Consider the following 14,698-nt stretch of genomic DNA (forward strand, 5'->3'; position numbering starts at 1 on the left):
CCGGGCGCGGCGGCGGCGGCCACCGGGGCCACGGGCGGCGCGGGGTAGGTGGGCACCACAGCGGCGTAGTTTGAAAGCACCGACGTGATGTAGGCCGAGCCCTTAAAGCCCAGGCCCGAGAGGTTGGCCCGCAGCTCCTGCGACTGCATCACCCACACGTTGGGGTTGCCGGGGGCAGGTGCGAAAATTTGCCCGATGTGCAGGCCGTCCACGTAGTCGAGCTGGGCCTCCTTGCCCAGGTTCAAATCCACGGAGTGCAGCCGCCACGAGCCGTCCACGATGTACACGAAGCCGCTGAACACCGGGTCGGTGCGACGGCGGGGCACCACGCGGATTTTGTGCACCAGGGCTCCGTCGGCCTGCCGGGTGCTGCCCACCAACTCGTACTGGTAAAACAGCATGGCGCTGGCCGAAACCGGCGACACGAAGCCGCGCTCCGAAAAGCCCGATTTTATCAGGTTGTCGTAGAAATTGAGGCCCCGGCCCGCGCTGGCCCGGTTGAAGCTGATGCCCCGTGAATCGCCGCTCACCCGGCTCGACAACATCCTTTCCTTGACGATGTTGGGTTGGGTAAAAGCGATGTCAGAGAGGCTTTCGGAGAGGTAAAAGATGCCGGGCTTGATGTCGGGGCCCAGCTTGAAGACGCCCATTATTTTGCCCGGCGTTTCGAGGATGCGGCCCAGGCTTTTGCTGTAGAGCCGGGCCCGGAAGGCAGCCACCTCGCGCCGGTGGTAGGGCCGCCACTGCTGCGCTTGCTGGATGATGGCGTAGGCCGGGTCGCGGTCGGAGGAGCGCACCGTAACCTCGGCCAGGCTGTAGGCCTCGGGGGCCAGCCGCACGTTCAGCACCAGGGTGGAGTCGCCGCCGGGCACGCGCACGGCCTCGATGCGCGGCCGGAAGCCCACGTACTGGAAAACCAGCTCGTAGGGCCCCGCGGGCAGGCGCAGCGCGTACTGGCCCTGGTCGTTGGCGCCGGTGCTGGTGGTGGCGCCCCGCACCGACACGTTGGCGAAAGCCAGCCCCTTGCTGTCGGCCCCGCTGATGATGCCTTTCACAGTGCCCGCGCGGCCCCCAGGGCCCCCAGCAACAATAGCAAAACCAACCACTGACGCGCAGCCACCGACAACGTATAAACCGACAACATAGAATAAGCCAATAAGCACCCGGACCCAAGTAGACGGCCGGGGCGTAGTAATACCGTCCCAAAGTACGTTTGATTCCATTCGGGGGCCGATGGTTGCCCGCGTCCGGTAACCAATACCTTTGCCATTCTCCTACTTTCTATTTGCTGCGTTATGAAAATCCGCACCGGCTTCGGCTACGACGTTCACCAGTTGCGCGAGGGGTTGCCCTTCTGGCTCGGCGGCATCCAGGTGCCCCACACCCACGGGGCCCTGGGCCACTCCGACGCCGACGTGCTCATCCACGTCATCTGCGATGCTCTGCTGGGAGCCGCCAACTTGCGCGACATCGGCTTCCACTTCCCCGACACCGACCCGCAGTACAAGGGCATCGACAGCAAGCGCTTGCTGAGCGAAGTGCTGCGCTTGCTGCGCGAAAAAGGCTACGAAGTGGGCAACATCGACTCAACGGTGTGCCTGGAGCAGCCCAAGGTAAACCCCCACATTCCGGAGATGCGCCGCGTGCTGGCCGCCGTCATGGGCATCGCCGAAGACGACGTGTCCATCAAAGCCACCACCACCGAAAAGCTCGGCTTTGTGGGCCGGCAGGAGGGCGTGGCCGCCTACGCCACGGTGCTGATTTACAAGCTTATCTAGCCCGTTTTCTCTGGTAGATTTTTTGATGGAAGTACCGTCATGCTTATGTGGCGTCCGCTCCGCCGCGCGGACGCCACATAAGCATGACGGTCTATCCTTGACGTTCAAATAAGTAGCGCTCCTCGCTTCTCCACAAATGCTGAAAAAACTTCTGTTGCCGGCGCTGCTGGCCTTGGCGGCGGCCGCGCCGGCGGGGGCCCAGGGCAAGGTTAAAGTCAAAACCAAGCCGGGCATAATGCCCACCCTGGGGGCCCCGCCCACCAACCTGGTGGACTGGAGCGTGCCCTATGCCGACCTCGTGACGGCCGACCGCCTACGCACCCACCTGAGCGTGCTGGCTTCTGATGCGTACGAAGGCCGCGAAACCGGACAGAAAGGCCAGCACATAGCCGCCGCCTACGTGGCCGCGCAGTTCCAGGCCGCCGGCCTGGCCGGCCCGGGGCCCGACGCGGGGGCCCCCTACCTCCAGAAATTTCAGCTCGAAAGCGTGGCCTGGGCCCCCGGGGCCACCCTGCAAGTGGGCAGCGCCCGCTACCAGTGGCCGAACGATTTTTACGGCCGCGGCTCGGCGGGCTTCGACCAGGAAACGGCGGTGCAGCCGGTGTTTGTGGGCTTTGGCATCGAACAGGCCGGCTACTCCGATTACGCTGGCCTGGACGTGGCCGGCAAGGACGTGCTGATGTTGCAGGGCGAGCCCACCACGGCCAGCGGCAAGCCCCTGCTCGCCCCGCCCGACGGCAGCTACACCCGCTGGGGCCTCGACGAGCGCGCCAAGCTGGCCGTGGCTCTGAAGAAGGGCGTGCGCAGCATTTTCTTCGTCGATTTCCGGCCCAACGGCAACTTCGAGAAGACGGCCAGCCGCATTGCCCCCGCCCTGGCCCAGCCCACCCTGGCGCTGGCCAGCGCGGGGCCCCAGCGCCCGCCGGTGTTCTACCTGGCGCCGACGGTGGGCTATAAGCTTCTGAACACCAACGCCGCCGCCGCGGCCAAGTACCTGGCCCAGACCGCCGCCAAGGGCCAGCCGCTATCCTCGCCCTTCCGAGCTGGGGCCCTAAAAATTAGGGCCCCCAAGACGCGCACGCCCATCGGCACCGAAAACGCGCTGGGCTTTGTAGAAGGCACGGATAAGAAGGACGAAATCCTGGTCGTATCGGCCCACCACGACCACCTGGGCATCATCGACGGCAAGGTGTACAACGGGGCCGACGACGACGGCTCGGGTACCTCGGCCCTGATTAACCTGGCCGAGGCCTTTGCCCAGGCCAAAAAGGACGGGCACGGGCCCCGGCGCAGCCTCCTGTTCCTGAGCGTGACGGGCGAGGAGAAGGGCCTATTCGGCTCGGAATACTACGCGGCCCACCCCGTGTTCCCGCTCGCTAGCACCGTGGCCGACCTGAACGTGGACATGATTGGCCGCACCGACCCCGCCCACGAGGGCAAGCCCGACTACGTGTACGTCATCGGTTCCGACAAGCTGGCTTCGCAGCTGAAGGCAGTGCTAGCGGCCGAAAACCAGCAGTACACGCGCCTCGACCTCGACTACCAGTACGACGACCCGGCCGACCCCAACCGCTTCTACTACCGCTCCGACCACTACAACTTTGCGGCGCGCGGCGTGCCGGTGGCGTTTTTCTTTAACGGCGTGCACGCCGACTACCACCAGGAAACGGACGAAATCGACAAGATTCAGTTCGACAAAATGGAAGCCCGGGCCCGCCTCGTGTTCCACACCGCCTGGGCCCTGGCCAACCGCGAATCCCGTATTTTGGTCGACTCAAACAAGCCTTAACTCCTTTTTTCTTTCACTTTCCCCAAACTCATGCGCAATACGCTCGTTCTGACCCTGGCCGGGGCCCTCCTGGGCACGGCGGCGCTGGCCCAGCAGGGCCCCCACGGCAAGGTAAAAACCAAGTCCAAGCCCGGGCGCACCGCTGCAGCACCCGCCGCTGCCGCCGCGCCGGCGCCGCCCACCGATTGGTCGGTGCCCTACGCCGCCAGCATCACCCCCGACGGCCTGCGCAAGGACCTGATCGTGCTGGCCTCGGACGAGTACGAGGGCCGCGAAACCGGCACCAAGGGCCAGCGCATGGCCGCCGACTACATCAGCAAGCGCTTCGCCGCCCTGGGCCTGGCGGGCCCCGTGCAGGGCTCGGACAACCCGTACATCCAGCACTTCTCGTTAGAAAGCCGGAGCTGGGGCGACGGCATTAGCCTGAAGGTAGGCAAACGGGCTTTTCAGTGGAGCAAAGATTTCTACTCTATCTCCAACGACTCGCCCTTCCCAACCGAAACGGAACTGCAAATTGTGTTCGCAGGCTATGGCCTCGACTTGCCGAATTACTCTGATTACACAGGCCTCGACGTGACCGGTAAGGACGTCGTTGTGTTGACCGGCGAGCCACTGGATGCCCAAGGCAAATCCTTGCTCAGCACCAACGGCAAGTCCGTGAAGCTTACGGGCCCCGGCAATATGGTAACGGCTGCCACCAAACACGGGGCCCGTAGCATCTTAATTTTGAACACGGATGCCGACGACTTCGCCACCACCCTCGAGCGCGTGGCGTCCTACAGCAAGCAGCCCCGCTTGGCGGCGGCCGGCCAAACGGGCCCAAAGCGCACGGCGGCCTTCGTACTGGGGCCCGCCGCATCCTACGCCCTGCTGCACACCAACGAAGCCACGCTGAAGAAGTACGAAGCCGCCACCACTGCGGCCGGCAAGCCGGTAAAGGCGTCTTTTAAGCCTGCCAAAACTACCCTCGCCGCCCCGCGCAAAGTAGAGCCCTTGTCGACCGAAAACGTGCTGGGCTACCTCGAAGGCAGCGATAAAAAGGACGAGCTGGTGGTGATGTCGGCCCACTACGACCACCTGGGCCTGAAGGACGGCAAGGTGTTCAACGGGGCCGACGACGACGGCTCGGGCACGGTGAGCGTACTCTCGTTTGCCGATGCCTTTGTGCAGGCCAAGAAGGACGGGCACGGGCCCCGGCGCAGCATTTTGTTCCTGGCCAACACGGGCGAGGAGGAAGGCCTGCTCGGCTCGCAGTACTACACCGACCACCCCGTGTTCCCGCTCGAAAGCACCGTGGCCGACGTGAACATCGACATGGTGGGCCGCGTGGACCCCGAGCACGAAGGCAAGGGCGACTACGTGTACATCGTGGGGGCCGACAAGCTGTCGTCGGAGCTGAACGCCGTGAGCGAGGCCACGAACCAGAAGTACAACCCCATCGCGCTGGACTACAAGTACAACGACCCCAACGACCCCGAGCATATCTACTACCGCTCGGACCACTACAACTTCGCCAAGCACAAAATCCCGGTGGCCTTCTACACCAGCGGCCTGCACGCCGACTACCACAAGGAAACCGACGAGGTGGACAAAATCAACTTCCCGGCCATGGCCCGCCGCGACCAGCTCATCTTCCACACCGCCTGGGAGCTGGCCAACCGCGATAATAGGCCGGTGGTGGATTCTAATAAGCCTTAAGTTGAGGCTGGCGTCTGCCGGCCCCAAATACAAAGTGCGCCGCCAGGGCCCCGGCGGCGCACTTTTTTTGTGCCTGAGCGGTGGGGACGCCCGCTCGGTGCTTAACTTTAGCTCCGTGGCCCGGTGGGCCGAGCCACTTAAACTCCGAACCCCGTGCAAGCAAAAATTTCTAAGTCGGCCGCCTTCCAAACCGACGCCGAGAACAAGGCCTTCGACCGCGAGCACCGCCGCAAAATCCGGTTCAACATCGGCAAGTACGACGCGGCCGTGGCCCTGGGCATGAACTACTTCCACAACCACGAGCTGGCCCGCGACCGGGGTGCCTACCTCAAGGCGCAGGTGCTGGAGAAGCTCGACGAGCACCTGCTGGCCTTCGAGGCGGCCTTCACGGCGCGCGGGGGCCGGGTGGTTTGGGCCCGCGACGCGGCCGAGGCCCTGGCCGAAATTGGCCGCCTGGCCGACGCGCGCGGGGCCCGTACCGTGGTGAAAGCCAAGAGCATGACCACCGAGGAAATCCACGTCAACCAGTACCTGGCCGGCAAAGGCATTGAGTCGGTAGAGACGGACCTGGGCGAGTACATCGTGCAGCTCAACGGCGAGCGGCCCTACCACATCGTGACGCCCGCCATGCACCTGAGCAAGGCCGACATCAACGACATTTTCGTGAAGCACCTGGGCACCGAAAGCACCGACGACGCCCAGAAGCTCGTGCTTACGGCCCGCCACCTGCTGCGCGACAAGTACACAGCGGCCGAAATCGGCATCACGGGCGGCAACTTCCTGGTGGCCAAGGAGGGCGGCGTAGCCGTGACCGAGAACGAGGGCAACGCCCGCCTCTCGGCCACGTTCCCCAAGCTGCACATTGCGGTGGTGGGCATCGAAAAAGTCATTCCCCAACTCACCGACCTCGACCTGTTTTGGCCCCTGCTAAGCACCAGTGGCACCGGCCAGCAGGTGACGGTGTACAACACCGTATACTTCGGGCCCCGGCAGCCCGGCGAGCCCGACGGCCCCGAGGAAATGGTCGTGATTCTGCTTGACAACGGCCGCACCAACCTGCTGGCCCAGCCCGACAAGCGGGCCGCGCTGCGCTGCATCCGCTGCGGCGCCTGCCTGAACGTGTGCCCGGTGTACAAGAACATCGGCGGCCACACCTACGAAACCACCTACTCGGGGCCCATCGGCTCGGTCATCAGCCCGCACCTGAGCGGCCTGCCCGAGCACATGCACCTGAGCTACGCCAGCAGCCTGTGCGGGGCCTGCACCAGCGTGTGCCCGGTGCGCATTCCGCTGCACAACCTGCTGCTGCTCAACCGCCAGCAGGCCGTGCGCGAGGGGCACGCCCCCGCCGCCGAGCGCGCCGCCATCGGCATGTGGCGCTGGAGCATGCAGCACCGCTGGGCCCTGAACGTGCTGCCCGGGGCCCTAAAGGACTGGAGCCTGGGCCGCCTGCTCGACCAAGTAGGCTGGAGCAAGCGCCGCGCTGCGCTGGCCGCCGCGCCCCTCTCGTTCGGGCAGATGTGGAAGAACCGGAAAGAGGTTTAGGGGCCCCACCCGGCGTTTTGGCCGGCGCGTGCGTTAGAGGCAGCTATGCATTTAGAATCTTTGCTGATGCCGGCCCTGCGGCTGTTGGTCGGGGGCGCCGGCGTGGTACTGGTTATCACCACGTTGTCGGCGGCGGTGCGCTCGTTTGTGCTGCCCCGCAACGAATCGGTGCGGCTCAACAACCACATTTTTGCCGGCATCCGGTTGATTTTTGACCTAGCCGCCGGCCGAGCTAATAACTACGCCCGGCGCGACCAGATAATGGCGCACTACGCGCCAGTGGCGCTGGTGTCGCTGCCCATTTTCTGGCTGGCCCTGGTGGGCGCGGGCTACACGGGCATCTACTGGGCCCTGGGGCTAGAGTCGTGGGAGAAGGCCTACGAGCTGAGCGGCAGCTCGCTACTTACGCTGGGCACTACCGACGTGAGCGGCCTTGTTATCAACGTGTTCACTTATTCCGAAGCTACGCTGGGGCTGCTGCTGCTCACGCTGCTGCTCTCGTACCTGCCCACGCTGTACCAGGCGTTTTCGAGGCGCGAGGTGACGGTGGCGCGGCTGGAGCTGCGGGCGGGCACACCGCCCACCGCCACCCACCTCATCGACTGGCTGAACACCAGCGGGGCCCTCGACGACGACGATCAGCAGTGGGCCGAGTGGGAGCAGTGGTTTGTGGAAATCGAGGAAAGCCACACGTCGCTGCCCATCCTGAGCTTCTTCCGCTCGCCGCAGCCGGGCCGCTCGTGGGTGATGGCCGCGGGCCTGATCCTGGACACGGCCAACCTCATCTTTTCGGCCCTCGACGCGCCCCGCACCCGCCAGATGGAACTCACCTTCAAGGCCGGGTGCTTGTCCGTCAACCGCGTGTACCGTTTTTTCGAAGTCAAGGCGGCCACAGAATCCCGGTCGATGATGCCGGGGCCCGAGCCCAAAACGGACCCCACCAGCCCCGAATTTGACCAAGCCCTCGACGCGCTGGCCGCGCTGGGCATCGCCGTGTGCCCCGACCGCGACGCCTCCTGGGCCAGCTTCCAGGAACGGCGCACGCGCTACGCCGGGGCCCTAAAATACCTGGCCGAGCTCACCATGTCGCCCGAAACCCGCGCTTTGTAAAATCAGTGAACAGGTATCAGTGAGCAGTTATCGGATTGCTTTTCACCGATAACTGCTCACTGATACCTGTTCACTGTTCACCAATTGATCCTTCGTCAGGCAGGATGTTGACGTCCTGCACGAGCACCATTTTCTCGATTTCGCGGCCGCGCTTGGTGTTGGCAAGGCCCCCGAGGGCCGTTTCCTTATAGCGGGTTTCCATACTCTGGCCCACCTCGCCGAGGGCCGCCACGCACTGGTCCACGGGAATTACCGGGTCGATGCCGGCGATGGCAATCTGGGCGACGAGAAGGCAATGGCCGCGGCCGAAGCGTTGCGCACCACGCAGGGCACCTCCACCAGGCCCGCCACGGGGTCGCACACCAGCCCCAGCATGCACTGGATGGTGACGGCCACCGCCGCAAACACCTGTTCCACCGGGCCCCCGAGGCAGTACACGATGGCCCCGCTGCCCATGGCGGCGGCCGAGCCGGTTTCGGCCTGGCAGCCGCCCACGGCCCCGGCCAGCGAGGCATTTTGCTCGATGATAAGGGCGATGCCGGCCGCCACCAGCAAGCCCTCCAGGATTTTGTGGTCGGACAGCTGGTGAATGTTTTGGATGGTGACGAGCACGCCCGGCAAAATGCCCGAGGCCCCCGCCGTGGGCGCGGCCACCACCCGGCCCATGCACGAGTTCACCTCCTTGGCCCCCAGGGCCCGGGTGATGAGCTGCTTGAACTCGGGTGAGAGTACCGTGACGGGCGAGGCCGCAATCTTCTTCGCCCCGTTATTAATCATGCCCGAGCGCGAGGTCATGTCGCCCGTCAGGCCCTCGTGCACGGCGTCGCGCATCACGTCGTAGGCCCGTTGCAGGCCCACCCAGATTTCCTCCTCCGTGCGGCCCTTCTGCTCAATTTCGTAGTCGAGCACGGGCTGGTGCAAGGGTTCGCCGGTGGCGGCGCAGTGCGCTTGCCAGGAGGCAAAATCGGTGAATAAGAGCGACATGGCGGGTGGGAATAGTAGGAGTTATAACGTAAGGGCAACAACAGAAGGGCAACGAAATTAGCTCGGCTGGTTGTGGTAAATTTCGCTTTCAGCCAGGCCCAGCGCTTTTCTACCAACCCACATAAACTGGTTGATAATGGGCAACACAAGACCGGCGCCGGGTAGTATGATCCTCGGCGTCAACTGTGTCAGCCAAGCAATTACTTCCGCGTCAGTATTAAGGCCCGTCCCTTTATTGGCGCGTAACACAAGGATGAAATACGGTTTTTCAGAGGCTAAGTGGATAAGTTTTTTGCGCATCAACCACGCCCGGCCCACCCGGTTGGCGGGGTCGGCCAGCACGGACAGCACTGGGGCCAATTCGTCGGCGGTAAGGCCGTGTGGCAGGAAAATATCCTGCGGTGAGCAGCCCTGGCGTTCGGCCTGCACAAGGTCAGCAAAGTCGGCGTAGTGGTGCTTCCGGGTGGCCAATTGCCGCACCTTTTCCCGGTCGACCTGGCGCTGGTAGTACGCCTGCTGAATGGCCAGCCCGGGCCCCACACAATCGGGCTTGCTGCTCATTGCCTCTTCTAGCAAGGGCAGGCCGGTGGGGTCATCCTGGCTCACCAAGATGCGACCCACCGCAAAGCGGGCCGGCACACTGTACTTGCGCGAATCGAAAAGCGCACGATAAAAGGGTAAGGATTCGGCCTCGCCTACGTGGTCTTCGGTAAGGTCAGCGTGGGTCCAGGCATCGGTTTCTGCCAGCAATAACCCACTATCCAGCTGCTCGTTAAGTTTGGCTAAATTAGCAAGCTGGTCGCGCAGCACTGCGTGTTGTTCGCGCCAATGCGCGGTGCGTTCGGTGCGCCATTTAATATCCGATTCCTGAGCCAGGGCAGGCAAGCTGGTACCTAACCAGGCCTCTGCAGCGGTGGTGGCGGGGGGGGCAGGGGCCGCTACCGCCTGGCCTAGTGCCGCCAGCCGCTCTCCCAGCGTGGGGTGTGTATCGAAGGGATCTGGGTCGGCCTCGGCGGCACGGCGCAGCAAAGTGGCTTCCTCGTCGCAGGAGAGCCGGGCCGTGCGGGCTACGGCAAGTAGCCGGCTAATGGGATCGGCGGGCGGGATGGCCTCGTATGCCAGCGATTTATCAATGGGCTTCCAGTAGAGGCGGTCGAGCGCGGGCTCGCGCACCACAATAGCGCACAACGCCTCAGCCATTGCCACCGGGCTGGTGATGCGGGCCGCCGCCGCGTCGGCCTCAAATTCGGCCGTGCGCCGCAGCGGGTGCGACCACGCATTGAAGCGCGGCACGTACCACTCGGTGAAGCCGCGCACAATGCTGCGGCGGCCCGAGTGTTCCAAGTTATCTACCAGCTGTGCCCACGACTGATTGACGCGGTACACCAGGGCCCCAAAGCGGCCGTGCCCCCCGCGCAGGTGGCCCAGCTCGTGCGCCACCACAGCGGCGGCTTGCTCGGGCGTAAGGGTTTGTAGAAGGGGCAAGCCCACGAGCACGTAGTTGCGCGGCCAGCCCAGCAGGCCCAGGCGCGGCAATTGCATGGCGGCGGCATTGTAGTCGGTGGTAAGGATGACGCGGTGCACGGCTGGGGCACGCAAGGCGCGGGTTTGCTCGCGGAGCAGGTCGTGCAGCGGGCCGGCCTCGGCCCGGCTCAGCTGCCGGCCAGCCGGTGGGTCAAACTTTACCCACAGCGAGCGCAACAGCGTCCACACGAAATAAACCACTGGTATTAGCAGCTTCAGCACGATACCCGCTACGCCCGTGGCCACCACTGCCCACAGCAGGCCGGTCATCAGCCCAAGCGAACCAAGTAGCAGTAGCGCGATAAAGCCGTAACCCAGCAGTACCCAGCCTTGCACGCGGCGGCGGTAGGCAACGGGGTTGGCCTGGGCCTTTGGTAGTAGGTGGGTAAGTTTGGCCGCGAAGGCCTCGTGGGTCATGACGGGCATAAAAAGCGCAGATCGACCTAAATGGCCAATCTGCGCCTAAGCTACAACGCTGCCCGTTTATTGCGCAGCGGGTTCCTTGCTCGTCACCAGCTTGACGCTGGCCGAGTTGATGCACAGGCGCAGGCCGCTGGGCGCGGGCCCGTCGGGGAATACGTGGCCCTGGTGGGCGTCGCACACGTTGCAGAGCACTTCCACGCGCACCATGCCGTAGCTGCTGTCTTTGTGGTAGCGAATGGCATCTTCCTCCACGGGTTGGGTGAAGCTCGGCCAGCCCGTGCCGCTTTCGAACTTTGTGCGCGAATCGTAGAGCGGGGTGCCGCAGCACACGCAGGCGTAAAGGCCGGCCTCGTGGGCCTCGCAGTATTCGCCGGTGAAGGCGCGCTCGGTGCCGTGCTCGCGCGTGACGTGGTACTGCTCGGCGGTGAGCTGGGCGCGCCACTCGGCGGCGGTTTTCTCGACGCGGCGGGGGGGCGTGGGGGCCCCGTGGTTGGCCAGGCGGATTACGTCGTTCCAGGTTTGCATAGGAGTCGGTTTTGGAGTTGAAGCAAGGATAAGTATCACGTGCAAAACGAAATTTTTGGCCGGGAAGTTTACTTCCGCACCGCCCGGGGCCCTACAGCCACTGGCGGAGCAGCGCTAGGCCGGCGGGCCAGTCGCCGTGGCCGCTGTCGGCGTTGATGTGGCCGGCCGGGCCCACGTCCCCCAGCTCGCTGCCCCAGGCGGTGGCAAACTGCTGGGCTCGGGCCAGGCTCGCCCACTGGTCGTTGCGGCTGGCCACCAGCGTGCTCGCAAACGGCAACCGCTGCATGGGCATCGGCGCGAAGCCCGTGGTAGGAAACGCGGCGTAGCGGGCCGTTTCTACGTCGCTGGGGGCCACCAATAGGGCCCCGCGGATGGCCTGCCCGTGCTGCGCCGCCCAGTGCGCCACCGTAGCGCAGCCCAGGCTGTGGGCCACCAGCACCACGCGGCTCGGGTCTTCGCCGGCCAGGGCTTGGGCCACTGTAGTCACCCATTCGGCGCGGTCGGGCGTATCCCAGTCGCGCTGCTCGATGCGGGTAAATTCGGGATGGAGGCGCTCGAAATACGTTTGCCAGTGGCGGGGCCCCGAGCTGCCGAGGCCGGGCACGATGAAGACGCGGGCGGGTTGTTGCATCGCCAAAAGTAGCTTCGGCAGCTTTTCACCCGTTAATAGCCCCATGAAAATCCTCACCGCCGCCCAAACCCACCAGCTCGACCAGGCCACCATGCGGGCGCAGGGCATCACGTCCGTGGAGCTGATGGAGCGCGCCGCCGGGGCCCTGGCCGGGTGGTTTTTTGGCAAATTCCACCCCAACGAGGCCGGCGAAATCCTGCTGCTGTGCGGCCCGGGCAACAACGGCGGCGACGGCCTGGCCCTGGCCCGCCTCCTGCATGCGGCCGGTTACGCGGTGCGCGTGCCCTGCTGCCGGCCGAAAAGCAATCGGCCGACTGGCAGGGCCACCACCACTTCCTGCACCGTTGGGGCCAGCATGCCTTCCATGGCATCCTTCACCTCGTTGATGGCGTTGTAGATGATGCTGTACAAACGCACGTCAATCTGCTCCTGCTCGGCCAGTTTGCGGGCACTCTGCGAGGGCCGCACCTGGAAGCCGATGATGATGGCGTCGGAAGCCGAAGCCAGCAGCACATCACTTTCCGAGATGGCGCCCACCCCTTTCGAGAGGATGTTCACCTTCACTTCCGGCGTGCTCAGCTTCAGCAGCGAGTCCGAAAGGGCTTCCACCGAGCCGTCCACATCACCTTTCACCAAGATGTTCAGTTCCTTGAACGAGCCAATCGCCAGGCGGCGGCCAATCTCGTCGAGGGTGATGTGCTTTTTGGTGCGGATGCTCTGCTCGCGGGCCAGCTGCAAGCGCTGGGTAGCGGTTTCGCGGGCTTCGCGCTCCGTCTCCATCACCTGGATGCGGTCGCCGGCCTGGGGGGCCCCGGTGAGGCCCAGTACCTGCACCGGCGTAGCGGGCGGCGCCGTTTTCATTTTCTTGCCGCGGTGGTCAGTCATGGCCTTCACGCGGCCGAAGTGAGGCCCGGCTAGGATAATGTCGCCCACGTTCAGGGTGCCGGTTTGCACCAGCACGGTGGTCACGTAGCCCCGGCCTTTGTCGAGCGAGGCTTCGATGACGGTGCCGATGGCATTACGTTCAGGGTTGGCTTTAAGCTCCAGCAGCTCGGCTTCGAGCAATACTTTCTCCAGCAACTCCTCGATGCCGAGGCCTGACTTGGCCGAAACCTCCTGGCTCTGGTACTTGCCACCCCACTCTTCTACCAGAATGTTGATTTGCGACAGCTCCTCACGGATTTTCTCCGGGTTGGCGCTGGGCTTATCAATCTTGTTCAGGGCGATGATGATGGGTACCCCCGCCGCCTGGGCGTGGTTGATGGCCTCCTTCGTCTGGGGCATTACCGAGTCGTCGGCCGCCACCACGATGATGGCAATATCCGTCACCTTGGCACCACGGGCCCGCATGGCCGTAAAGGCTTCGTGGCCCGGGGTATCAAGGAAGGTAATCGGAACGCCGTTCTTGGTTTTCACCTCGTAGGCACCAATGTGCTGCGTAATGCCGCCGGCCTCGCCGCGGGCCACGTTGGCATCGCGGATGTAGTCAAGCAGCGACGTTTTGCCGTGGTCAACGTGGCCCATGATGGTCACGATGGGGGCCCGGGGGCGCAGGTCTTCCTCTACGTCGCCAGCATCAATGCTAATTTCCTCTTCCTCAGCCGACAGGAACTCCACATCGTAGCCGAATTCGTCGGCAATCACGGTGATGGCTTCTGCATCAAGGCGCTGGTTGATAGACACGAACATGCCCATGCCCAGGCATACCTTGATGACCTCGTTCACGTTCACGTCCATCAGCGAGGCCAAGTCGTTGGCCGAGATGAATTCGGTGAGCTTGAGGGTCTTGGCATCCAGCTCGTTCTGGGCACGCAGGGCCTCGCGGTCCTCGGCCAGCATGCTGCGCTTGTCGCGGCGGTACTTGGCGCGGTTGGTCTGGTTGGTTTTGTTGCCACCCAGCTTGGCCAGCGTGGCCTTGATTTGCTCTTGAATCTGCTTCTCGGCCTGCTCCGGCGTAAGGGCTGGGGCGTTGGGCCGGGGTGCAGCAGGCTGATTGGGACGGTTGCCACCAGCTTGGCCGGGGCGGTTGCCACCGGGCTGGCCGGGGCGGCTGGCGCCCCCGCTTTGGTTAGGGCGGTTGCCCTGGTAGCCGCCACCCGTGCCGGGCGCGCTGGTACCCGTACCGGGAGGGCCCGGCAGGCGGGTGCGCTTCTTCTGGCCGGGGCCGGCGGGCAAGCCGCGCTTATTCACGTCGGACGATGCGATGGGCCGGGGGCCGCGCCCGCCGGGGCCCCGGCGGTCGTTGTTAGTAGCCGAAAGGTCAATCTTGCCCAGTACCGTTAAGCCTTTCAGCTGGTCGGCCTTGGCAGTGATGGTGCCGGCAGGCTCTTCGGTTGCGGGGGCCACAGCATCGGGCGCGGCAGGGGCGGCCGGCGCGGCTACCACGGGGGCAGCAGCTACTGTCGCAGGTGCCACCGGCGCGGGGGCGGCAGCCGGAGCCACCGGCGCGGCTGGAGCCACTGGAGCCAGGGTGGGCACTACCACGGGGGCCGCAGCCTGCACGGGTGCCGCCACTGGCTGCGGGGCAACCGGAGCCGGGGCAGGTGCCGCAGCAGCTGCTATGGGCGCTGGAGCAGCTGCTACGGGCGCCGGCGCGCCACTGGCTGCGGGGCAACCGGAGCCGGGGCAGGTGCCGCAGCAGCTGCTATGGGCGCTGGAGCAGCTGCTACGGGCGCCGGCGCGCCACCGGGG

General features: G+C 64.8%; 10 protein-coding genes and 2 pseudogenes. 6 read left to right on the forward strand and 6 right to left on the reverse strand.

All coding sequences use genetic code 11. The features are described from left to right. Positions 1-1,055, reverse strand: a 1,055-nt coding sequence (locus tag BEN49_RS02585; protein ID WP_162276469.1) for a DUF5686 and carboxypeptidase-like regulatory domain-containing protein, incomplete at its 3' end; no start/stop codon positions are given. A 240-nt stretch (positions 1,056-1,295) separates the two neighbouring features. Between BEN49_RS02585 and ispF the strand changes: the two genes are divergently transcribed. The 5 genes from ispF to BEN49_RS02610 all read left to right on the forward strand — a co-directional run bounded on the left by ispF (position 1,296) and on the right by BEN49_RS02610 (position 7,920). After that, complete coding sequence (ispF, locus tag BEN49_RS02590) at positions 1,296-1,778, forward strand: 2-C-methyl-D-erythritol 2,4-cyclodiphosphate synthase (protein WP_070740342.1); 483 nt, start codon at positions 1,296-1,298, stop codon at positions 1,776-1,778. A gap of 136 nt (positions 1,779-1,914) precedes the next feature. After that, on the forward strand, positions 1,915-3,567 hold the full coding sequence (locus tag BEN49_RS02595; RefSeq protein ID WP_083325699.1) for a M28 family peptidase: 1,653 nt from the start codon (positions 1,915-1,917) through the stop codon (positions 3,565-3,567). Between the two features lie 30 nt (positions 3,568-3,597). Continuing rightward, positions 3,598-5,265, forward strand: a complete 1,668-nt coding sequence (locus BEN49_RS02600; RefSeq protein ID WP_083325700.1) for a M28 family peptidase — start codon at positions 3,598-3,600, stop codon at positions 5,263-5,265. Between the two features lie 153 nt (positions 5,266-5,418). Then, the gene (locus BEN49_RS02605) at positions 5,419-6,810 is read left to right on the forward strand and encodes a lactate utilization protein B (RefSeq protein WP_239691788.1); all 1,392 of its coding nucleotides are present in this window, start codon (positions 5,419-5,421) and stop codon (positions 6,808-6,810) included. Between the two features lie 45 nt (positions 6,811-6,855). Beyond that, entirely contained in the window at positions 6,856-7,920 is a 1,065-nt protein-coding gene (locus tag BEN49_RS02610) for a hypothetical protein (RefSeq protein ID WP_125916450.1), read from the forward strand. A 70-nt stretch (positions 7,921-7,990) separates the two neighbouring features. Here the strand turns inward: BEN49_RS02610 and sdaAA are convergent. The 4 genes and pseudogenes from sdaAA to BEN49_RS02630 all read right to left on the reverse strand — a co-directional run bounded on the left by sdaAA (position 7,991) and on the right by BEN49_RS02630 (position 12,007). After that, positions 7,991-8,904: pseudogene (gene sdaAA / locus BEN49_RS02615) on the reverse strand (L-serine ammonia-lyase, iron-sulfur-dependent, subunit alpha). 57 nt (positions 8,905-8,961) lie between these two features. Further along, complete coding sequence (locus BEN49_RS02620; protein ID WP_083325701.1) at positions 8,962-10,854, reverse strand: M48 family metallopeptidase; 1,893 nt, start codon at positions 10,852-10,854, stop codon at positions 8,962-8,964. 57 nt (positions 10,855-10,911) lie between these two features. After that, complete coding sequence (gene msrB / locus BEN49_RS02625) at positions 10,912-11,376, reverse strand: peptide-methionine (R)-S-oxide reductase MsrB (protein WP_070740349.1); 465 nt, start codon at positions 11,374-11,376, stop codon at positions 10,912-10,914. Between the two features lie 91 nt (positions 11,377-11,467). After that, complete coding sequence (locus BEN49_RS02630) at positions 11,468-12,007, reverse strand: RBBP9/YdeN family alpha/beta hydrolase (protein ID WP_070740353.1); 540 nt, start codon at positions 12,005-12,007, stop codon at positions 11,468-11,470. A gap of 124 nt (positions 12,008-12,131) precedes the next feature. On the opposite strand from BEN49_RS02630, the pseudogene BEN49_RS31155 reads away from it, so the two are divergent. Then, positions 12,132-12,257, forward strand: a pseudogene (locus BEN49_RS31155) (NAD(P)H-hydrate epimerase); the annotation flags it as partial. A gap of 17 nt (positions 12,258-12,274) precedes the next feature. On the opposite strand, the gene infB reads toward BEN49_RS31155, so the two are convergent. Continuing rightward, positions 12,275-14,521 (reverse strand): translation initiation factor IF-2, encoded by a 2,247-nt coding sequence (gene infB, locus BEN49_RS02640; RefSeq protein WP_239691789.1) that lies wholly within the window; start codon positions 14,519-14,521, stop codon positions 12,275-12,277. Positions 14,522-14,698: the final 177 nt, after the last annotated feature.

It is taken from the genome of Hymenobacter coccineus (assembly GCF_001816125.1).
Classification (GTDB): Bacteria; Bacteroidota; Bacteroidia; order Cytophagales; family Hymenobacteraceae; genus Hymenobacter; species Hymenobacter coccineus.